Below are 20,681 nucleotides of genomic sequence, written 5' to 3'. Positions count from 1 at the left end.
ACTTTCAATTAATAAGTTAGAATATCATTAGGCTGAAGTTTGTTTAAATTACATTCGTGCCCTTCAATTGAAACTTTCTCTTCCATCAAGTATGATTGATTTCTTGTCATCAAAGTTTTGAAATCAACTTTGTGTGCATCGAATTCCGGTCCATCAACACATACAAAAACAGTTTTATTATCAACTGTTGCACGACATCCACCGCACATTCCTGTGCCATCAACCATTATCGGGTTTAAGCTTACAACAGTCTGAATTCCCTTCTCTCTTGTAACATCTGCAACTGCTTTCATCATCGGTATTGGTCCGATTGCAAGAACGAAATCAATTTTTCTTTGAGCGATTAATTCTTTCAACTGATCAGTTACAAAACCGTGTTTACCATAACTTCCATCATCAGTGGTTACAAAAACTTCATCACAAACTTTTTTCATTTCATCTTCAAGAATCACAAACTCTTTTGTTCTTCCTCCGATGATTGAAATAGTATGATTACCGGCTTGTTTTAAAGCAACGGCTGTCGGATATACAATTGCAGTTCCAACTCCACCACCGATACTAACTGCAGTACCATAATTTTCTATGTGCGAAGCTTTGCCAAGTGGTCCTACAACATCTTTAAGATAATTTCCGGTCTGAAGTGAGTTTAATTCGTTAGTTGTTTTACCAATACCCTGCACGATAATATCAATCGTTCCTTTTTCAGAATCGGAATCAGCAATAGTTAAAGGAATTCTTTCTCCAAAATCATCTATTCTGATAATTACAAACTGTCCGGCTTTTCTCTTATGAGCAATCTTTGGTGCTTCAATTGTAAATCTTTTAATGTTAGGCGCAATAAATGTTGCAGATAAAATTTTATACATAATGAGTTTTTATAATTGTCCTGAGTTGAATCACATTCCCACAAAATATGCCAGAAGTTTAAAATGTTGAGTCGATATTGAATGGAATGTGTCAATCTTTTTTAGTTCAATTATTAGCTTTTTATTCTGAACTGAACGGAGATAGAACTGATGGTTGACAATAATTCTTATTTATAGAAAATGAATTATTGAAATGGAGAAATGATTGAGGTCGTGAAGTAAGATAAAAATTGTTGGTAGGTTAGCAATTTAAAATTCTTCACCACCTTCAAAATTGCCGCTATCCTCTCCCCTGCCTTCCCGTTTAGGTTTATAGTTGTTGAATGTATATCGAAGATTTAATGTCAATGCCGGAGTGTGCATATTAAAATAATTATAATTGTACAGGTTGGGTACCTTCCGAAGAAAATTCTCTTTTAGCAGTTCCAAAAACATCTCTTACTTGTAAAGTTATCGCGAGAATATTTGAGATAATTTCTTGTCTTATAGAAAGATCAGAACTGAAAAATTCCTCCCATCGCCCTTGCGAAGAAACTGTTGGACTGTTGTAATTCAAATTAAACTGTACTTGGGTCGAGCTCCAGAGCTTGAAAGTATTATTCATTCTTGTCTGCCAGTTGAAACTTTCGTTTGAAAATGGCTCGTTCAATATACTTCCTTCAACACGATAATTATAAAGATTCCCCATCAGGTTAACATTCCAGAAACTGAATGGATCGAATATCACCATTACTTCACTGCCGAGTGAATAATCTTCACCAACATTGCTGAACGTTGTTAAAGTTACATTGTCTTCTATTGCCGTCCGCACCCATTCGATTTTATTTGTTGTCTTCCTGAAATATAGTTCGATGGAAAGATTAACACTTCCAAGAATCGACTGAAGACCTGTTTCATAGGAATCAATAAATTCTGGTAACAAGTTGGGATTACCAACCCTAACATTGTTTGCATCAACCCAGGTTGGAAATGGTTCGAGTGCCCAACCTCCCGGTCGGTTAATTCTTCGTGAATAACTTGCCATGATTGTTGACACTGGTGTAATTTTATATGAAGTGTGAATACTCGGGAAGTAATCAACCTGATCGATATTGAAAGTCTGACTCATCAAAGGAACTTCAATATTCCTGTAAGTATATTCAACTCTCAATCCAAGTTGATAATTTAAAACCCATAACATATCGGAATACATTGAGTATAGTGAATGCTGACTTTCATTGTACTTTGTAAGATTACTGAACTGAGCCTGAAGTTCATATTGATTGGTGGAGGGATTGTATTCATAAAGATCGTTGCTCTCATCCGATAATTCAATTTCTCCCTGATAACCTGCTTCAAATTTACTCACCTCAGAAAATGGTAAAGTATAATCTAACTTTCCTCTGAAATCTGTGGATGGACCATTCTCGGTTGTTTTTTTCCCGCTTAGTTGATTAACGTTATCAAACTCTGCAGTAGTTGTTAACTCATCTGATGACTGTTTGCTAAAAAGCAATTCAGCTATTAATTGATGACCGGGTAAATCAAATGTCCGGGTATAATTTGAATTTAATGAATAGTAAGTTCCTTCGCGTGTCCTATCGTTAATTCCTTTGTAATGAAAATCAGCAGAATCTGATGAAGCAAATTCAGTAAAATTATCAGTGGAATTAAATCCACCTTCTCTTTTTCCACCACGAACTCCAAATGTAAGGAGATCGTAATCGCTTAAATTAAACTCGATACCTGCTCTGCCTTCAAAAGAAATTCTTCTTCTTTCGATTTCACCAATTGAGTTTATTGTTGATGTGCCGTTCTCGAGATAATAAATATTATTCTGTGTTTGATCACCAGGGAAATTCCTTTGATTAAAATCGAGCCCAGCATTTGCTTTGAAACCATTCTGGTAGTTGATTAAAAAATTTCCACCGTAAGTATCATACATTCCAGCATTTGCATTAAAGATACCATTCAACTCCTGACCTAAATTCTTTTTCATAATAATATTAATTATTCCAGCAGTTCCTTCAGCATCATATTTAGCTGTTGGATTCGTGATTATTTCAATTTGCTGAATGGACGAAGCAGAAATCTGTTGAAGGGCATCCTGTGCATCCATCAAAGATGGTCTTCCATCAATTAAAACAGTAAAGTTTTGACTTCCGCGCAAACTAACATTTCCTTCGACATCCACCTGAACCGAAGGAACATTTGCAAGAACATCTGCAGCATTTCCGGAGATTACAGTTTGCATCTGATCGGGGTTGATAACTTTTTTGTCGATTTCATAAGTAACCGGAGATCTGTCTCCCTGAACGACAACATCAGATAAATTTATTGCTGTTGGATGAATAAGAATATCACCGAGATTTATATTTGGTGAAGATGGATTTACTGATACTTCAATTGTTTCAGTATCGTATCCGATGAACCTGACTTCGACTTTAAATTTACCAGGTTTGTTTAGTGTAATGTTGAACACGCCATCACTATTTGTTACTCCACCGGTCACCATCGATGAATCACGTAAAGAGAAAATGATAATGTTCGCATATTCAATTGCGTGCTTCGTTGATGAGTCAAACACTTTACCAAAAATAGAACCTCCGGAAAAATTACCCTGACCTTGTTGAGCAATCACCTGAGTTACAACAACTAAACAGACACAAATAATCCTAAAAAAAATATTCATATAAAATTTTATCTTGATTGTATCAATATCATTAGACAAAAAATATGGCACAAAAAGTTTAATAATCAGATATGTTTATCAAATATAGAAATCAACGGATAGAATTTGTAGTGGAATAAATTTTACCTCGTTATTTAATCCAATACTCGTGGCAGATTTTTACAGCTTCATTAAGGAGATTTTTTTCGACGAGCAGAGAAATTCTGAATGATGTTGTGTTTATTCCGTAATAATTAATTGCTTTGGAATCCAGCAGTTTCATTGTCTCAATCAATGCATCGTTGTTTCGGCTGAAACCTTCGCCAATTATCGAAATTGCTGCAAAGTTTTCATTGATGTAAATACCATCTCTTAACTTTTCTTCGAGACTCTCTTTGACTTTTTCCCAATTGTACAGACTGCTTGTTGAGATGATAAACGAACATTTGTATCCTTTATCACCAGAAATACCTGATACCTGAAATTCTTTAATTGGGATCTGATTCTTTTCAAGAAAGTCCAGCACAACATAGATTTTATCTGCGTCGTGAACAAAAACGCGAACGATATCTTTTTCATAAACTACAGCTAAAACGCTTGACAGTTCTTTTCTGGAAACATCTTTTATAATTGTTTCTTTACCTGGTTTAAACGTATCACGTGCAAACAAAGTAATTTTTGCCTCTTTAGCAAATTGAACAGCCTGAGCATTCAATACTTTGGCACCTGCTTCCGCCATTTCCTGAATTTGCTGATAAGAAATTTCGGGAAGATGTTTTGCATTTGCTACAATATTCGGATCAGTTGTATAAACACCATCAACATCAGAATATATTTCACATCTTTCTGCATTTAATGCAGCAGCTAATGCAACTGCTGAAGTATCCGAACCCCCTCTTCCTAATGTCGTTATGTCGCGTTTGTAACTGACGCCCTGGAAACCACCGATTACAACAACTTTACCTTTATCAATTTCATCCAGAACTCTGATCGGGCGAACTTCAATTACTCTTGCATCATTATGACGGTCATTAGTTATTATTCCGGCTTGTGAACCTGTTAAAGAAATTGATTCAATTCCTTCTTCATGAAGTGCAATACAAAGTAAAGCCATGGAAGTTCGTTCGCCAGTACTTAACAGCATATCCATTTCTCTTCGTGGAGGATCAGGCGAAATTGCTTTTGCCATTTCGATAAGCTGGTTTGTAGTTTTTCCCATTGCTGAAACTACAACAACAACATCAATCTGCTGCTTCCTGACTGCAGCAATCATCGAAGCAATCTTTTTCAGTTTGTCAACATCAGAAACACTGCTTCCACCATATTTTTGAACGATTAATTTCATTTTTATTTATGACGAACTTGCTTCACTTTCATATTTAGCATTCCTGGGAAGATTCCGAAACAAGTTCGGAATAAAATTCTTATCATACATTTTCCATCAACCATCTTCCATCTACAGCTTCCTCAACTCTTCCATTAGCTGAGTCTTAGCTTTAGTTTTATCATCAACTTTTTTTAATAATTTTGCTGGTACTCCGGCAACAACTGTATTTGGTTCAACATTTTTAACAACGATCGAACCAGCAGCAACTACTGCACCTCTACCAACTTTTACACCTTCCAGCACGACTGCGTTCGCACCAATCAAAACATCATCTTCTATTATTACAGGATCAGCACTCGGCGGCTCAATCACTCCGGCTAAAACTGTTCCTGCACCGATGTGACAATTCTTACCAACAATTGCTCTTCCACCAATTACAACATTCATATCTATCATTGTTCTTTCACCGATTACTGCACCAATATTCAACACAGCTCCCATCATTATGACGCAGTGATCACCAATCTCCACCATATCTCTGATAATCGCTCCGGGTTCGATTCTGCAATTGTATTTTGAAAGATCAGCCATTGGAATTGCCGAATTTCTTCTATCAATTTCAATCTTAAATTTAGTAATGAATTGTTTGTTACTTTCATAAAATTTTTCGAAATCGGAATATTCGCAGAATAGAATTCCAGAAACCGATGAACCATAATAATCTAATTCACCAAAATTAATTTTACCAAGTTCACCCTGAAGATAAACCTTTGCCGGTGTTTTCTTTTTTGCGTCTGATATTGTTCTTATGATTTCATGTGAATCCATAATAAATCCTATTGATAATAATGAAGACAAATAGAACGCAGATTTTACAGATTAATTATGACCGGCACAGATCATAAACAATCAAAATAATCAGTGTTCCATTGATATATTTCCAAACACTACATCAGTAAACGAATAAAAACCGTTCTTTTTTTTCAAAGCAAACTCTGCAGATTTTAATATTCCTTCTGCAAATGTTCGTCTTGATAAAGCTCTATGTTGAATGGAAACCACTTCTCCAAGTCCGGCAAAATTTACTGTGTGATCGCCCGGAACATTTCCTAATCTGTGTGAAGTAGTATTCACTTCTCTGCCTTTGAAAATGCTTTGGATCATTTTTGCTGTTCCTGAAGGTTTATCTTTTTTAAAACGATGGTGTGTTTCGGAAATTTCAATATCCCAGTCTGGTAATTTTTCATAAGCGATTTTTGCAAGCTCAAGTAGAATCTGGATACCTAACGAAAAATTATAACTTTGAATTACTGGTTTTAGTTTTGAATATTCTTTTAAATACGATAATTGTTTTTCCGATAATCCTGTTGTTGCAATAATAAGAGGCACATTAAAATCTTTTGTGAAATCCATCATTTTATCAAATGCCTCCGGAAGAGAACAGTCGATTAAAACCTCAGGATTTGTTTGCTTCCAATCTCCCTGCAAATCAAATGAAAAAACCAGATCATTATTTTTTTCTGCAAATACAGAAATGACTTCTTTACCAAGTTTTCCGGAAGCGCCAACTAAACCATATTTCATTTTATAACCTCATTTTACTGATGATAATCTTTTCATTTCTTTATCAAGAAGTTCCTCAACTTTTAGGGATGCTTTTATCAAAGGAAGTCTTACTACATTTTCACAAAGTCCCAGTTTGCTCATTACAAATTTTACAGGTGATGGACTTGTTTCAATAAACAGAGCATTCATCATAGCAAAATATTTATTGTTCAAAGTTTGCGCCTCTCTTAATTTGCCATTCAACATTGCTTCAGTAATTTTTTTCATTTCTGAAGGATAGGGATTTGAGAAAACAGAAATTACTCCATCACCACCTGAAGCCATTATAGATAACGTTTGATCATCATTACCGGAAAGTACAGACAGCGAATCTGGTTTTATCGAAATCAGGTGAGCAATTTGTGAAATGTTTCCGCTCGCCTCTTTAATCGCCACAACATTTTTGCATTCCTTATGAATACGTACGGCAGTCTCCGGAAGAATATTCATTCCGGTTCTTGATGGAACATTGTATAGAATAATAGGAAGCTTTGTTCTTTCAGAAATATATTTATAATGTTCAACAAGACTCTCCTGTGTGCCTTTGTTATAGTAAGGATTTACAATCAAGACTCCATCGGCTCTAAGTTCTTCCGCTTGTTTATTAAGCTCGATTACTTTTTTAGTATTGTTAGTGCCGGTTCCAACGATAACAGGAATTCTTCTCTTTACTTCCTCAACAACATTTTCTACTAATATTTTTTTCTCGTCAGATTCGATAACCGGTGACTCACCTGTCGTACCGAGCACAACCAAAGCATCAACTCCACCACGAAGTTGTTGGTCAACAATTTTTCTAAGCGATTCTATATCAATGGAAGTATCCTTCCTGAATGGTGTGATTAAAGCCGTACCTGTTCCTTTAAACATCTATCTCCTTATTTTTTATTTTCTGATTGATTCGTCCAAACAGAGTTTAGACTACTTTCAAAAATAAAAAAAATTATTAAGATTGTTTAGAGGAGATTATTGATGTGGGAAATAATATTGACCTTTTGGAGACGAGGACATAGTTTCAAATCGTTGGCAAGAGTGGCTCATCAAGCCTCCACAAATAATTCTAAGATTCCAATGCGTCTCAGAATTGCAATAATATCTTCGTGATGAGCACTTATTTACTCTTGCCTGATTGGTCATATTCCCAAGATGTATGCCAGTGAAAATTGAATTTTGTAATTGGAATTATTTATAAAAGTCTTCATCAGTTTACAATATGAGAAAGTGTTAAATATTTTTATTAGAATGATGCATTTGCTTTTAATAGGTTCATAATGAATTATTGAATTTAAGTTTTACTTGAGATGAGAATCCAACGATTAAATACATCTTAAACTTCAAAAATTTTAGATTATATTTGCAGTGAAAGTATCAATTGTTAATGATACATTTTTAACCGGAAAGTCATCGTTCACCCGTAGCTCAACTGAATAGAGCATCTGACGGAGTTTATCCCGACTACAAACGGGAGATCAGAAGGTTATACAAAAAATAATTAATTGCACCCGTAGCTCAATTGGATAGAGCATCTGACGGAGTTTATCCCGATTACAAACGGGAGATCAGAAGGTTATACAAAAAATAATTAATTGCACCCGTAGCTCAACTGGATAGAGCATCTGACGGAGTTTATCCCGATTACAAACGGGAGATCAGAAGGTTATACAAAAAATAATTAATTGCACCCGTAGCTCAACTGGATAGAGCATCTGACGGAGTTTATCCCGATTACAAACGGGAGATCAGAAAGTTATACAAAAAATAATTAATTGCACCCGTAGCTCAACTGGATAGAGCATCTGACGGAGTTTATCCCGACTACAAACGGGAGATCAGAAGGTTATACAAAAAATAATTAATTGCACCCGTAGCTCAACTGGATAGAGCATCTGACTACGGATCAGAAGGTTTGGGGTTCGAATCCCTACGGGTGTACTACTTTTTTTAATGTGCGTAACTAACAAGGGGTTGATGAGGCAAGTTATAACTAACAACGTGATTGTAATCATTATTTATTTTTGACATGCTTATTAGATAACGGTAATTTTTGTTTTTATTACATTTCAATGAGTTTTGATAAAAAGTAAATATCATTAAATAATATTACCTCAATTTTAATTTTCATTATGGGCATAAGTAGAAATATTCTTCTTTGGGCTTCACGAAATGAATGGTTGAAAAATCGTGTTCCAAAGATGAACTTTGCGCAAAAGGCAGTGAAACGTTTTATGCCTGGTGAATCGGTTGAAGATGCGATTCTTGCAACACGAGAACTTCTCAAAAACAACATACCAACAACATTTACTCATCTTGGTGAAAATATAACAAATATCAAAGAAGCTGAGTTAAACACCCAACATTATCTCGACCTGCTCGAAAAGATAAATAACGAAAAACTTGATGTAGAAGTTTCGCTTAAGCTGACTCACATTGGACTTGATCTTTCCTTCAATAAAACTATTGAGTTATTTTCAAATATCGCCGAGAAAGCCGGCAAACTTAACAATAATGTTTTTATCGACATCGAAGATAGCAGCTATGCTGATAAAACGATAGAATTTTACAAACAAATAAAGCAAAAATACAACAATGTAGGACTCTGTCTGCAAGCATATTTGTACAGAACCATGGACGATCTACGATCAATGTCTGAAATAAAACCATGGATAAGATTGGTAAAGGGTGCTTACAAAGAACCCGCTTCAGTCGTATTCAAAAAACTAAATCAGGTTAATGAAAACTATATTAAGCTATCAAAATTTCTATTAAAGCAGATTCAGGAAAAAGAGATTAGAGCCGCTTTTGCTACACATGATCTAATTATTCAGGAGCACATTAAAAATGAAAGCGAAAAGATTGGTCTGCCTAAAGAGAAACTGGAGTTTCAAATGTTATATGGAATAAAATCCAGTGCTCAATACAAACTAGCACAGGATGGATATAAAATCAGGACTTTAATCAGTTATGGAAATCACTGGTATCCATGGTATATGCGTAGATTAGCTGAACGACCTGCAAACGTTTGGTTTATATTAAAAAATATGTTTAATAAATAATCTAAATAATAAAATACAATAAGTTATGGCTGATTTATTAAAAGGAATCTATCCCCCACTAACAACACCGTTTGAGAGTGAAGAAGTATCGTACGAAAAGTTTATTGGGAATATATTAAAGTATGAAAAGAAGATGCTTGCTGGTTATGTTCTATTTGGCTCAAATGGAGAGAGTGCATTTCTAACTGCTGAAGAAAAGCTTCAATTAATTCGAAGTGCCAGAAAGCAAACTAACAGAATATTAATAGCAGGAACTGGACTTGATTCAATTAAGGAAACAATCACACTGACTAATGATGCTGCGGAAGCGGGAGCAAACTTTGCTTTAATTATTACACCTTCATTTTTCAAAACAGAAATGAAACATCATACTTTACTAAATTATTATACCAAAGTTGCTGATAGCGTAATGATTCCTGTTATCCTCTACAATGTTCCAAAATTTACAACTGTAAATCTTGAAGTTGAAACTGTAATTGAATTATCATCTCATCCTAATATTATTGCATTAAAAGATAGCACTGAAATACCTTCAAGAATTTCTGAGATATCAGCAAATGTATCGCCTGATTTTAGAATGATTGTTGGAACTGCTTCTGTTCTTTACACAGCACTTCTCAGTGGTGCTTCGGCTGGGATTCTTGCATTGGCAAATATCGCTCCCGACGAATGTATTCAAATCTTTAACCTTATACGTGAAAGGAATTTTGAAAAAGCACTTGAAATTCAAAACAGAATGATTCCTGTAAATAAGGCAGTTACAGCAAAATATGGTGTCGCTGGTCTGAAAGCTGCGATGGATTTAGTTGGTTATTTTGGTGGGCTTCCGCGCTTGCCTTTGGAACCGTTGAGTGAAGCTCAACTAATCGAATTAAAAATTATTCTCAAAAAAGCAGCTTTAATTGAATAAAAAATTAATATGAACTCCTTTACACCACCAGATAGAATTTTATTAGGACCAGGTCCATCTAATGTTCATCCAAGAGTATTAGAAGCAATGTCAAGAAATACTATTGGTCATCTTGATCCAAAATTCATTGAACTGATGGATGAAATTAAACAACTTCTCAAGTATTCTTTCCAAACAAAAAATGATGTTACTTTTGCCGTATCAGGTCCAGGCTCAGTCGGGATGGAAACATGTCTTGTTAATCTGATTGAACCAAAAACTAAAGTATTAGTCTGCATTAATGGAGTTTTTGGCGGAAGAATGAAAAGCATTGTTGAACGATGTAAAGCCGAACCGATTGTTTTAAGTTTTCCGTGGGGTAAATCAATTGATCCTCAAACTTTTGAAGACACATTGAAAAAAAATAAAGGAATAAATCTTTGCTCATTTGTCCATGCCGAAACTTCCACCGGAGCTAAAAGCAATATTAAAGTGTTAACAGAAATTTCACATAAGTACAATTGTGTTGTAGTTGCTGATACTGTTACATCACTCGGTGGCATTCCTGTATTGATTGATGAATGGAATATAGATGCAACTTATTCTGGTTCGCAGAAATGTTTGTCGTGTCCACCTGGTCTTTCACCTGTAACTTTTAATGAAAAGGCTGTTGAACTTGTTAAGAATCGAAAAACTCCGGTGCAGAGCTGGTTCATGGATTTGAATTTAATTTTAGGTTATTGGAGTGGAAGTAACAAAAGAACTTATCACCACACTGCACCAATTAATTCTCTTTATGCTTTACACGAAGCTCTCTTAATTCTTAAAGAAGAAGGAATAGAAAATTCATGGAAGCGTCATGAAATTAACGGTAAAGAATTGATCAGCGAACTGGAAAAAATCGGTTTATCAGCTTTCGTCGATAAAAATGAAAGATTGCCACAGCTAACAACAATAGCCGTTCCGGATGGTGTCAACGAAGCAAATGTACGCATGTCACTTCTGAATGATTACAACATAGAAATTGGTGCAGGATTAGGAGAACTATCCGGTAAAGTCTGGCGAATCGGATTAATGGGTTATTCTTCAAATAAAAAAAATATTGACGCATTACTAACTGCACTGAAAGAAATATTATCTAATTGAAATCAAATTTACTTCTACTTTTAACTGCGGTCATTTGGGGATTCGCGTTTGTAGCACAACGCGCCGGAATGGAATTTCTAGGACCGTTCACATTTAACACCGCAAGATTTGCACTTGGAAGTCTTTCATTAATTCCACTCCTGCTTATCAATCGAAGCAAACAAATTAAAACAAAAAGTTTTCAATCATTTGCTGACAAGAAGATTTTTATTGGAGGATTAATATCAGGAACCGTTCTTTTTCTTGGTGCAGCCTTTCAACAGTACGGATTGGTTTATACCGAAGCAGGCAAAGCTGGTTTCATCACTGGTTTTTATATTATCCTTGTTCCAATTTTAGGACTTTTTATCGGGCAGAAAACTTCGTTGATGACGTGGGTTGGTGCTTTAGTAGCAATTTTTGGTTTGTATTTGCTAAGTGTTACCGAATCACTTATGATTAATATTGGTGACATACTTGTATTGATCGGAGCTTTTTTTTGGGCAATTCAAATTCTTGTAATCGGACATTACTCAAAAAGAATCGAATCCTTCAAGCTTGCGTTCTATCAATTCACTGTTTGTGCTTTGCTAAGTTGGCTTGCCGCACTGTTCACTGAGTCAACTGAATTTCAAAACATACTAAAAGCATATCTTCCGATATTATATGCCGGAATCTTTTCTGTTGGAATAGCATTTACAATTCAGGTAATCGCTCAAAAAGAAGCTCATCCTGCAAATGCTGCAATCATTATGAGCCTGGAAGCTGTATTTGCTTTAATCGGAGGCTGGCTGCTGCTTGATGAATCAATTCCTTTGAGAGGATTATTTGGCTGTGTTTTAATGATGCTTGGAATGATTCTTTCTCAACTTTATCTTTTCGGAAAGAAAAAAGAAATTTATTCAACTTAATAATCAGATGAGCTTATAATGAAAATAATTAAGCTTTCTGTAACTGTTCTGGGGATAGTACTACTTTGCTTTTCCCTTCTCTACTCGCAGAATGATTTAAAGAAAAATCTGGAATCTCTCCCGGGAATTCTGAATGTAGAAATAATTCAACCCGATTCAGAATATAATGAAGCATATAAAATATTTATCGAGCAACCGATTGACCATAATCATCCTGAAGGAAAAAAGTTCAGACAGAAATTTTATTTGTCACATAAAGATGTTTCGTTGCCGATGGTGATTGAACTTGATGGATACAACATTGATTACAACAGAGAAAATGAACTATCATCAATATTAAAATGCAATAAGATTGTAGTCGAACATCGTTATTTCGGTGAATCGAAACCTGATTCACTCGACTGGAATTATCTGACAATTGAACAAGCTGCTAATGATCATCATAAAATAATTGAAACGCTAAAAAAAATTTATGACAAACAATGGATCACAACCGGAATAAGCAAAGGTGGTCAGACAACATATATCCATAAATATTATTTTCCTGATGATGCTGATGCTTCAGTCTGCTATGTAGCACCATTGAATCTTGCACCAGAAGATCCACGCATTTATCATTTCCTCGACAATGTTGGAACAAAAGAGTGTAGAGATAAAATGGTTGCATTCCAAAGAGAGGTTTTGAAACGAGAAGATGAACTAATCCCGATGTTTATCGAGGATACAAAAATGTCGGGTTATAATTATTCAATCGGTGACTACGAATTCATTTTTGAATATGTAGTACTTGAGTATGGATTTGCGTTCTGGCAATGGCAGTACACAAAGTGTTCACAAATTCCTGACACAACAGCATCAAACGATGATTTATTTGAGCATCTGAAAACAGGATCTTCATTCAGTTATTTTTCTGATCAGGAAATTGAGTCCAATCTTCCTTTCATTTATCAGGCTTACACTCAGATGGGTTACTACGGTTACGATATTTCAAATTTTAAAGACTTATTAAAAGAAGTTAAAGAACCGACGAGCAGAATATTTTTACCAGACTATATGAAACCTGTTTATGATTGCTGCATAATGCAGGAAATTAATACATGGATTCAGAAACACGGAAATAATATGATTTTTATTTATGGTGAAATTGATTCCTGGTCAGCAACAGCTGTTGAGTTGACTGGTGAAACTAATGCAATCAAGATGGTTAAACCCGGTGGTAATCATCGAACAAGAATAAAAAGTTTTAATGAAAAGGATCAGGAATATATTATTAACACAATCGAAGATTGGATTGGGTATGAAGTACCGGAATAAAAAAGCTAGGTAAAACCTGACTTCAATTCTTTATAATTTTTATATTATTTAAATGCATCCTAGTATTAATTTTCACATCATCCCAAATCCATTGATGATTTATGTTAGCCGGTGAAAAGGTTTTATGATCCCTTTGCTGTAAGTACTTCCCGCTTTTGAACGCTTCAAATTTCATTGATTTTCGATGTTTTCCCTTAATTATAAAAGTCTATAATTAAATATATGCTGTTTCCTTTAATTATAAAAAATTATGATTAAACTAGTTTTATTATTAGACCAAAGACCTATCTCCTCCGTTACAACTCCGCACGCAGCATTGGATTCCTGACCAATTGCCACGAGCTTTAGCTCGTGGATTATATAATATAGAAAATATTTATCGGCTTTAGCCAAATTGTTTGGGCTAAAGCCCGGTTAGTTTTGGATTTTTTCTTTTATCCCGAGTTGAAACTCGGGGCTATTGTATTAAACCAGTTTCCCCTCAAATACTTTTCTTAAAATACTCCGATTTAATAATTCCAATTTAGACAGATAATTATCTATCCCTTTTTCAAGATTGTTTGGTTCGGACAATCGCATTTTTATTTCTGAAATGATTTGAGTGGTAATGGACTTAAGTCGATAGTGTAATATTTTTTATGGAACAGTCTAAGACTGTCCCATAAAATTTTTTTTTATTTAAATGTATCTGCTGAATTTATTATTGTTACATTCTTTACATTCAATTTAAAATCTTCTGTTGCTTCATCTTCTTTCAGAACCTCTTCCGGTAATCCAGCTTTCACAATATTTGAATAACTCATCGGTGATGGTAAATTTTCTTTCAGACTTTTTGCGAGTGGTTCAGCTTCACTTACATCAGTAACTATAGTGATTTTCATATTTTCAATCTGAAAATATTTATTGATTGCATTATTCACATCATCGAGTGTCAGTTCAGACAGAAGTCCGGACAGTTCTTCAATGTAATTTTCCCTTCCATAAAATTTCGAATCCATAAGATATCCAAGCTGCTGTTCGGGTGATTTTATGTAGAGCCTGATATAACTTTTCAGAAAAGCTCTTGTTGCCTCAAAATCTTCCTGACTCAATCCATTTTTTATCATCTTATCCATTTCTCTCAAAGCCATCCGAAGTGCAAAATGTGCGTGACCAATTTCAACACTATCTAATTCGGGATATTGCATCCTTAATTGTTTTGCAATCTGAACAGGTCTAATCCAGATTGAAAAATAATTTGAATGTCTTGGAACACCGGAAGGTGGTACCATATTTCCACCGCCGTTATGATACCATTCGATGTAAGAATAATCACCGTAATTCATAGACCGCTCTTCACGAATCACCTGATAAAGCTTAGCATAAGATTTTCTATGTTCGCCGAGATATGAATTAGCTACCATCAACGCTGCAAAATCATCATTGGCTCTGGTTATATCCAAAGGATAGCCAGTGAAAATTGCGGAACCAAAAGCTCCATCTTTAGAAATGATTTCTACATCAATTCCATCGGGCATTTTGATCTTCGGTACCTCAGGAATAACAGGTTTTATATCAGGAAGATTTGCAATATCATTTTTAATTTTCTCAAGTAAAGATTCGGGATAACTGCCTGCAATACCGATCATAAGATTATTTTTTGTGAAGAAATTTTTATAATGATTTTTTACATCATCAAGTGTAATTGCTCCAACCGAAGCTGTTTTTCCTTCAACCATATGCTGGTAGTTTGTTCCTCTGAAAAGAAAATCTTCCAGAGCTTTTTTGCTGTATTCTTCATCTGATGAAGCACGTATCACCTGGTCAACATAAGCCTGCTGGTTTTTCTTCACACGATCGAAATCCGCCTGGCTTAGAGAAGGATTTGTAATTAATCCAATCATAATCGGATAAAATTCTTCAATCCAATCTTTATGAAAAAGAAAAGTGAACGTAACAACTTCTTTATCAACCAAAGAAAAATAATCTGCTGCCATAGGATAAATTTTATCCTGAATATCACTATAAGTTAAATTACCGGTTCCACCTTGCGTGATAAGCTGAGCTGTCGTATAGGTTAATCCTTCTTTTCCTGCCGCATCAGTAACTGATCCGTTCGTGAACATAAATTTTACAACTATCTTGGAAGAATTCGGTTGTTTTAATTCAACAATCTGTTGAGCCATAATAAATCCACTAATTAAAATTGAAATTATTAACGCTTTCATTATTCAACACCTCCTTTTTCATCATCTGAAATGGTAGCTATTGTTAAACCACTATCTTTAAAATATTTTTCGGCAACCATCTTCACATCGGACTCTGTTACTGTATCATAGAGCGAATAGAATCGGTTTAATGATTCAGGATCTCCAGTCAGATAAATAAACCTGCACAGTGAGTTGGCAATCACATCAGGATTATCAATACTCATTGCAAAGCTGTATTTCAGATTTGATTTGGTCTTATCCAAAAGTTCCTTGCTGACACCATTTTCTTTGATATTATTTATCGCTTTTACGATTTCATTTTTAACATACTGAAAATCATTTTTGTCTATAAATGACGCCTGAATGTTTATCAGGTACGGATCACGTGTAGCCATCGCTCCTCCGCCAAGAAATCTGAGTTTTTGTTCCTCGACAACAAGCTTTTTATATAAATCTGAATTTTGTGAAAATAGAATTGTTGTAAGAACTTCAAGTGCTGCCATATCAATTTTTGAATCACTAAATGCAGGACCTTTATAGTTTAAACTCATAAAAGGTGGAATCGATCCATCCTGAAGATGTACATTCCGTTCCGCTTTTTGTTCAGGTTCTGCCGGAACATCAGCAGTATAATTTCCCGTTTCCCACATACCAAAATATTTTTCTGCAAGTTCGTTAACTTTTTCTTCTTTAACATCACCAACAACAACTATTGTCGAATATTCTGGTCTGTAATACCTTTTAAAGAATTGGAGTGAATACGCATACTGATTGGGCATATCTACAATATCATTAAAAAATCCCATCGTTGTATGTTTGTAAGTATGAGCATCAAATGCAGTGTTTAGTAAACTTTCATAAAGGCGCTGATAAGGATTAGCAAAGTTTTTTGTGTATTCACCTTTAACAGCACCTGCTTCAACTTTAAAATCGTGTTCAGAATAATTGAGATTCATAAATCTGTCTGATTCCAGTTCAAACATTTCTTCAAGATAATCTGCATTACCAGTCATGTGATAAATTGTTCTGTCCAACGAAGTATTTGCATTCGCTCCGGCACCTGTGCTTTTTAAAACTTCATTATATTTTTCACGCGGATATTTATCAGTTCCTCTGAACATCATATGTTCAAAAAAATGAGCGAAGCCGGTAACTCCCTGTTCAATTTCGTTCCTGGATCCAACCCGAACAACAATATAGAATGCTGCTAATCCCGGGCTATCGAAAGGAACGGTAACAACATTTAATCCGTTTGCCAGTTTATGCTGATAGATTGGATAAGGCAGAATTTTGTTATCGCTTGCTATTAAATCAGTAAGCATAAACAACATCAATCCTATCATCAATAATAAATTTAGTCTGCACACATTTAACTCCTTGATTTATTTTCGAATAGTTATTTTGATTTTTAATGACAAATTTAATTCATTAGTCAGGTTGAGCCAAGAGAGAAACCTGTATTATTCTAAAAATACTATAAATTCTAAATGATTCTACGCAGTTTCCGAAAATTTACTTTATTTAACCACTTCCCTTTTTCAATTTCATTTTCTATTTTAATGTTGTGATGGAAATTTAATTGTTATTACATTTGAGTTATTATAAAAAGTAAAGTAATAACTTAAACTATTTCAACAGATCAGGATAACCTGAATGTTTATCATTTCGATAATGACTTAAAACAATTAAAATATTGCTATGAGAAATTTTGAAGTTACATTAACCTTTAAACCATTAGTCGTTAATAAGGTTGTCAGCAGTTCTGTTTTAATAAACAAGCAAAGAGTTGTTGAAATTTCACTCGATGATCAAGTTTGTATTTCTCCTGAAGAATTTTGTGAAGCGGTAATAAACATAAAGGAACGACCGGATGTTGTCAGACTGAATATTGTTGAAAGATTTACTTCAACAGAAAAACCGCTCTACTGGATAAAAGAAAATTACGGCAGGATATATTTCCATAATGGAGTACCAATTGTTCTGAATAAGAACTAATGTTATCTCAAAAGCTGAGTTTTAAAATTTCCTTTCACCTTTTTTGATACAATTCTCATTTTAAATTCCAATTAGATACAACAATTATTAGCTATCAGCAATATTTCAAAGATTATCTCTGTTTCTCAGAATATTTATCATGGCATAAACGTTGAAAATTTAGTCGTTAAAAATGGAGGGCAATCCAATGGCAGTTTATCTTTTAGCCGGAATAATTTTAGGCGGACTTTTATTGTTTATAATTATTTCAATCCGGGGAATTAAAAAATCCAAATCTGATACTGAAAAGATGTTCAAGTAAATAAAGTCTGCATTTAATGATTTCGAGTGGAGAGGGCGTTAATTAGGAGATCGCAAAAAAGTGGTCTCCTTTTTTTATTTAAAACTTATTAGCCGATAAATCAAAAAACATAATCTGTTTTAATTCATACCCAAAAATGCATCTTGAATAAATAAAATTGATTTTTTCTTTAGAGCAAGTATCATCGATAGCAATTTATTGTAATTACAATTTCGCATCTTTATTTTTACTTAGTAATTCTTGCGCCTGTAGCTCAACTGGATAGAGCATCAGACTTCGGATCTGAGGGTTGTGGGTTCGAATCCTACCGGGCGTACTTCATTTTGAGTAAGTAGTAAAAAGTAATCAGTAATTAGTAGAGACTTCTGAAAAATTCTAATTTGTCAAATTGAACGACCTGCCTGCCGGCAAGGCAGGAGTGAAATATCTGGTTTTTAAATTAAAAAATCCGGCAGTTGCCGGATTCAGAGTGACACACTCATAATAATTCAGAAGTCTCAGTATTAATAATTACTGAGGATTAAAAGATTTAATTATAATTTATTACCCACTACTTACTAATTACTATCTTATAGCAACCAAGATGATTTTCGACGAAGAAAAATATCGGTTTATGTTTGCAGCTTTACAGGAAGCTGAAAAAGCATTTGAAGAGAATGAAGTACCTGTTGGTGCCGTTGTTGTAAAAAATAATAAAATAATCGGTCGCGGATATAACCAGGTTGAAAAATTAAAAGATGCTACCGCTCACGCTGAAATGATAGCTTTAACTTCGGCATCAAACCATATCGGTAACTGGAGGTTAAATGATTGTTCAATCTATGTTACTTTGGAGCCATGTATAATGTGTACCGGGGCATTGCTCGCATCAAGAGTAAATGAATTATTTTTTTCGACATTTGATCCAAAGTTTGGCGCCTGCGGAAGTGTTTACAATCTTGCCGAAGATGGTAAAACCAACCACAAAATAAAAGTATTTTCAGGTATTTACTCAGAGGAAAGTAAAAAACTGCTTGAGGAGTTCTTCAATCAATTAAAAAATAAAAACTCTCTCAAATTTTCACCGCCATCAGCTTGAGACTGCATTTTAATTTCTATAATTTGCAATAAAAAAAATATTCTTTATGCGACTACTTCTATTTGGGGCACCTGGTGTTGGAAAAGGAACACAGGCAAAATTACTTTCCGTCAAATTTGATATTCCACATATTTCAACGGGTGAGATGTTAAGACAGGCAGTTAAAGATCAAACTGATCTCGGTAAGAAGGCTGATGAAATTATGAGCAGAGGTGATCTTGTTCCTGATGAAATAATGATTGGCATCATCAAGGATAGATTAAACGCAAAAGATTGTATCAATGGTTTTATTCTGGATGGATTTCCAAGAACAATAAATCAGGCTGTGGAGCTTGATAAACTTCTTGAAGCAATGAATATTAATGATATCAGACTTATTAATATTGTTGCTGATGAAGAAGAACTCGTTAAGCGATTGAATAACAGAAGAGCGTGTAAAGTTTGCGGACAAATATTTACTCTGGCAGAAATTGAAAATGCTAATTCCTGTCCGAAATGTAATTCAAAGGATAGCTTTTATCTTCGCGACGACGACAAGGAAGAAGTCATACGCAAACGTCTTAACGTATTCAAGCAAAATACAGAGCCGGTGTTAAAGCATTATCAAAAGCAGGGAAAAGTAATTTCTATAAATGGACTCGGAAGTGTGGAAGGTGTTAATCAGGAATTAATGGGTCATCTGTCAAGCTAATTTATTGCTGAAGTTCTGACTTAGGTTTGATTACAGCCTTTAATGCTCTGCCATCTTCAAGTTTTATAACTCTCTCATTAGCTTTTTTAACAATCTCATAATTATGAGTAGCGACAAGTACTGATGTTCCCCGCTTATTTATTTTTTTAAGAAGAGCTAAAATTTCAGATGAAGTGTCGGGGTCAAGATTTCCTGTTGGTTCGTCTGCCAGAATTAGTACGGGATCATTAATGATGGCGCGGGCAATTGCTATTCGTTGTTGTTCACCTCCAGAAAGCTCACCTGGTTTATTTAATCTTTTATGTGACAGTCCCACTTCAGTAAGAACCTCATTTATCTTTCTCTTAGCATCTGTCGATGGAACACCCGTTACTTTTAACACATAGGCAAGGTTCTGATAAACATTCCGATCAGGCAGCAGTTTAAAATCCTGAAAAATTACACCAATTTTTCTTCGCAGCAAAGGAATTTGATAAGGCTTTATTGTTTGCGAATCAAACTCAGCTATTCTGACTGTACCAGTCAAAGGAAATAAATTCATATATATCAACTGCATCAATGTGCTTTTACCTATACCACTTTTGCCAATTACAAAAACGAACTCACCATAATCAAGTTCCAAATTCAGATTGGTGAATACAGGTTGATTCTTATAGTGAAACTCTACATTGTCGAAAGAAAGCATCA

17 protein-coding genes and 2 tRNA genes are annotated in these 20,681 nt (G+C 34.7%); 10 read left to right on the top strand and 9 right to left on the bottom strand.

The window, feature by feature from the left end; genetic code table 11:
• Positions 1 to 8: 8 nt before the first annotated feature.
• The 6 genes from HND39_14560 to HND39_14535 form a co-directional block, all read right to left on the bottom strand.
• On the bottom strand, positions 9 to 866 hold the full coding sequence (locus HND39_14560; GenBank protein QKJ97406.1) for a sulfide/dihydroorotate dehydrogenase-like FAD/NAD-binding protein: 858 nt from the start codon (positions 864 to 866) through the stop codon (positions 9 to 11).
• 373 nt (positions 867 to 1,239) lie between these two features.
• Positions 1,240 to 3,537 (bottom strand): TonB-dependent receptor, encoded by a 2,298-nt coding sequence (locus tag HND39_14555; protein QKJ97405.1) that lies wholly within the window; start codon positions 3,535 to 3,537, stop codon positions 1,240 to 1,242.
• 130 nt (positions 3,538 to 3,667) lie between these two features.
• Complete coding sequence (locus HND39_14550; protein ID QKJ97404.1) at positions 3,668 to 4,861, bottom strand: aspartate kinase; 1,194 nt, start codon at positions 4,859 to 4,861, stop codon at positions 3,668 to 3,670.
• Between the two features lie 111 nt (positions 4,862 to 4,972).
• Positions 4,973 to 5,671, bottom strand: a complete 699-nt coding sequence (gene dapD, locus HND39_14545) for a 2,3,4,5-tetrahydropyridine-2,6-dicarboxylate N-acetyltransferase (protein ID QKJ97403.1) — start codon at positions 5,669 to 5,671, stop codon at positions 4,973 to 4,975.
• A gap of 90 nt (positions 5,672 to 5,761) precedes the next feature.
• Positions 5,762 to 6,427 carry a 4-hydroxy-tetrahydrodipicolinate reductase gene (locus HND39_14540; GenBank protein ID QKJ97402.1) on the bottom strand — a complete coding sequence of 222 codons (666 nt, stop codon included), beginning with the start codon at positions 6,425 to 6,427 and terminating at the stop codon, positions 5,762 to 5,764.
• 9 nt (positions 6,428 to 6,436) lie between these two features.
• Positions 6,437 to 7,318, bottom strand: a complete 882-nt coding sequence (locus HND39_14535; GenBank protein QKJ97401.1) for a 4-hydroxy-tetrahydrodipicolinate synthase — start codon at positions 7,316 to 7,318, stop codon at positions 6,437 to 6,439.
• A 988-nt stretch (positions 7,319 to 8,306) separates the two neighbouring features.
• Here HND39_14535 and HND39_14530 point away from each other — a divergent pair.
• The 6 genes from HND39_14530 (at position 8,307) to HND39_14505 (ending at position 13,740) form a co-directional block, all read left to right on the top strand.
• Positions 8,307 to 8,380: transfer RNA gene (locus tag HND39_14530), tRNA-Arg, on the top strand.
• Positions 8,381 to 8,571: 191 nt separating this feature from the next.
• Complete coding sequence (locus HND39_14525) at positions 8,572 to 9,501, top strand: proline dehydrogenase (protein ID QKJ97400.1); 930 nt, start codon at positions 8,572 to 8,574, stop codon at positions 9,499 to 9,501.
• 25 nt (positions 9,502 to 9,526) lie between these two features.
• The gene (locus HND39_14520; protein ID QKJ97399.1) at positions 9,527 to 10,411 is read left to right on the top strand and encodes a dihydrodipicolinate synthase family protein; all 885 of its coding nucleotides are present in this window, start codon (positions 9,527 to 9,529) and stop codon (positions 10,409 to 10,411) included.
• 3 nt (positions 10,412 to 10,414) lie between these two features.
• The gene (locus HND39_14515; protein ID QKJ98024.1) at positions 10,415 to 11,536 is read left to right on the top strand and encodes an alanine--glyoxylate aminotransferase family protein; all 1,122 of its coding nucleotides are present in this window, start codon (positions 10,415 to 10,417) and stop codon (positions 11,534 to 11,536) included.
• On the top strand, positions 11,533 to 12,426 hold the full coding sequence (locus HND39_14510; GenBank protein QKJ97398.1) for a DMT family transporter: 894 nt from the start codon (positions 11,533 to 11,535) through the stop codon (positions 12,424 to 12,426). The genes HND39_14515 and HND39_14510 overlap by 4 nt, the downstream gene beginning before the upstream one ends.
• Positions 12,427 to 12,444: 18 nt before the next feature.
• Positions 12,445 to 13,740 carry a peptidase gene (locus HND39_14505; GenBank protein ID QKJ97397.1) on the top strand — a complete coding sequence of 432 codons (1,296 nt, stop codon included), beginning with the start codon at positions 12,445 to 12,447 and terminating at the stop codon, positions 13,738 to 13,740.
• Between the two features lie 674 nt (positions 13,741 to 14,414).
• On the opposite strand, the gene HND39_14500 is transcribed toward HND39_14505, so the two are convergent.
• Together HND39_14500 and HND39_14495 are read right to left on the bottom strand one after the other, a co-directional pair.
• Positions 14,415 to 15,947: an insulinase family protein gene (locus HND39_14500; GenBank protein QKJ97396.1), complete on the bottom strand. Its 1,533-nt coding sequence runs from the start codon at positions 15,945 to 15,947 to the stop codon at positions 14,415 to 14,417.
• Entirely contained in the window at positions 15,947 to 17,296 is a 1,350-nt protein-coding gene (locus tag HND39_14495) for an insulinase family protein (GenBank protein QKJ97395.1), read from the bottom strand. Before HND39_14495 ends, HND39_14500 begins: the two co-directional genes overlap by 1 nt.
• Before the next feature lie 331 nt (positions 17,297 to 17,627).
• Between HND39_14495 and HND39_14490 the strand changes: the two genes are divergently transcribed.
• The 4 genes from HND39_14490 (at position 17,628) to HND39_14475 (ending at position 19,994) form a co-directional block, all read left to right on the top strand.
• Positions 17,628 to 17,924 carry a hypothetical protein gene (locus HND39_14490; protein QKJ97394.1) on the top strand — a complete coding sequence of 99 codons (297 nt, stop codon included), beginning with the start codon at positions 17,628 to 17,630 and terminating at the stop codon, positions 17,922 to 17,924.
• A gap of 543 nt (positions 17,925 to 18,467) precedes the next feature.
• A tRNA-Arg gene (locus HND39_14485) sits at positions 18,468 to 18,541 on the top strand.
• Between the two features lie 267 nt (positions 18,542 to 18,808).
• Complete coding sequence (locus HND39_14480; protein QKJ97393.1) at positions 18,809 to 19,303, top strand: nucleoside deaminase; 495 nt, start codon at positions 18,809 to 18,811, stop codon at positions 19,301 to 19,303.
• A gap of 46 nt (positions 19,304 to 19,349) precedes the next feature.
• Positions 19,350 to 19,994: an adenylate kinase gene (locus tag HND39_14475; protein ID QKJ97392.1), complete on the top strand. Its 645-nt coding sequence runs from the start codon at positions 19,350 to 19,352 to the stop codon at positions 19,992 to 19,994.
• A 1-nt stretch (position 19,995) separates the two neighbouring features.
• On the opposite strand, the gene ftsE is transcribed toward HND39_14475, so the two are convergent.
• A complete protein-coding gene (gene ftsE, locus HND39_14470; GenBank protein QKJ98023.1) occupies positions 19,996 to 20,679 on the bottom strand; it encodes a cell division ATP-binding protein FtsE in 684 nt (227 codons plus the stop codon).
• Positions 20,680 to 20,681 lie beyond the last annotated feature (2 nt).

It is taken from the genome of Ignavibacteriota bacterium (assembly GCA_013285405.1).
Classification (GTDB): domain Bacteria; phylum Bacteroidota; class Ignavibacteria; order Ignavibacteriales; family Ignavibacteriaceae; genus IGN2.
Note: the sequence above shows the minus strand (reverse complement) of the source record. Positions and strands in the feature narration are given on the sequence as shown.

What these genes read in the sequence shown, in the direction of transcription:
- HND39_14475 (QKJ97392.1), top strand. Translation starts at nt 19,350, where the DNA reads ATGCGACTACTTCTATTTGGGGCACCTGGTGTTGGAAAAGGAACACAG.
- HND39_14540 (QKJ97402.1), bottom strand. Translation starts at nt 6,427, where the DNA reads ATGAAATATGGTTTAGTTGGCGCTTCCGGAAAACTTGGTAAAGAAGTC.
- dapD (QKJ97403.1), bottom strand. Translation starts at nt 5,671, where the DNA reads ATGGATTCACATGAAATCATAAGAACAATATCAGACGCAAAAAAGAAA.
- HND39_14500 (QKJ97396.1), bottom strand. Translation starts at nt 15,947, where the DNA reads ATGAAAGCGTTAATAATTTCAATTTTAATTAGTGGATTTATTATGGCT.
- HND39_14560 (QKJ97406.1), bottom strand. Translation starts at nt 866, where the DNA reads ATGTATAAAATTTTATCTGCAACATTTATTGCGCCTAACATTAAAAGA.
- HND39_14555 (QKJ97405.1), bottom strand. Translation starts at nt 3,537, where the DNA reads ATGAATATTTTTTTTAGGATTATTTGTGTCTGTTTAGTTGTTGTAACT.
- HND39_14550 (QKJ97404.1), bottom strand. Translation starts at nt 4,861, where the DNA reads ATGAAATTAATCGTTCAAAAATATGGTGGAAGCAGTGTTTCTGATGTT.
- HND39_14525 (QKJ97400.1), top strand. Translation starts at nt 8,572, where the DNA reads ATGGGCATAAGTAGAAATATTCTTCTTTGGGCTTCACGAAATGAATGG.
- ftsE (QKJ98023.1), bottom strand. Translation starts at nt 20,679, where the DNA reads ATGCTTTCTTTCGACAATGTAGAGTTTCACTATAAGAATCAACCTGTA.
- HND39_14480 (QKJ97393.1), top strand. Translation starts at nt 18,809, where the DNA reads ATGATTTTCGACGAAGAAAAATATCGGTTTATGTTTGCAGCTTTACAG.
- HND39_14490 (QKJ97394.1), top strand. Translation starts at nt 17,628, where the DNA reads ATGAGAAATTTTGAAGTTACATTAACCTTTAAACCATTAGTCGTTAAT.
- HND39_14535 (QKJ97401.1), bottom strand. Translation starts at nt 7,318, where the DNA reads ATGTTTAAAGGAACAGGTACGGCTTTAATCACACCATTCAGGAAGGAT.
- HND39_14520 (QKJ97399.1), top strand. Translation starts at nt 9,527, where the DNA reads ATGGCTGATTTATTAAAAGGAATCTATCCCCCACTAACAACACCGTTT.
- HND39_14505 (QKJ97397.1), top strand. Translation starts at nt 12,445, where the DNA reads ATGAAAATAATTAAGCTTTCTGTAACTGTTCTGGGGATAGTACTACTT.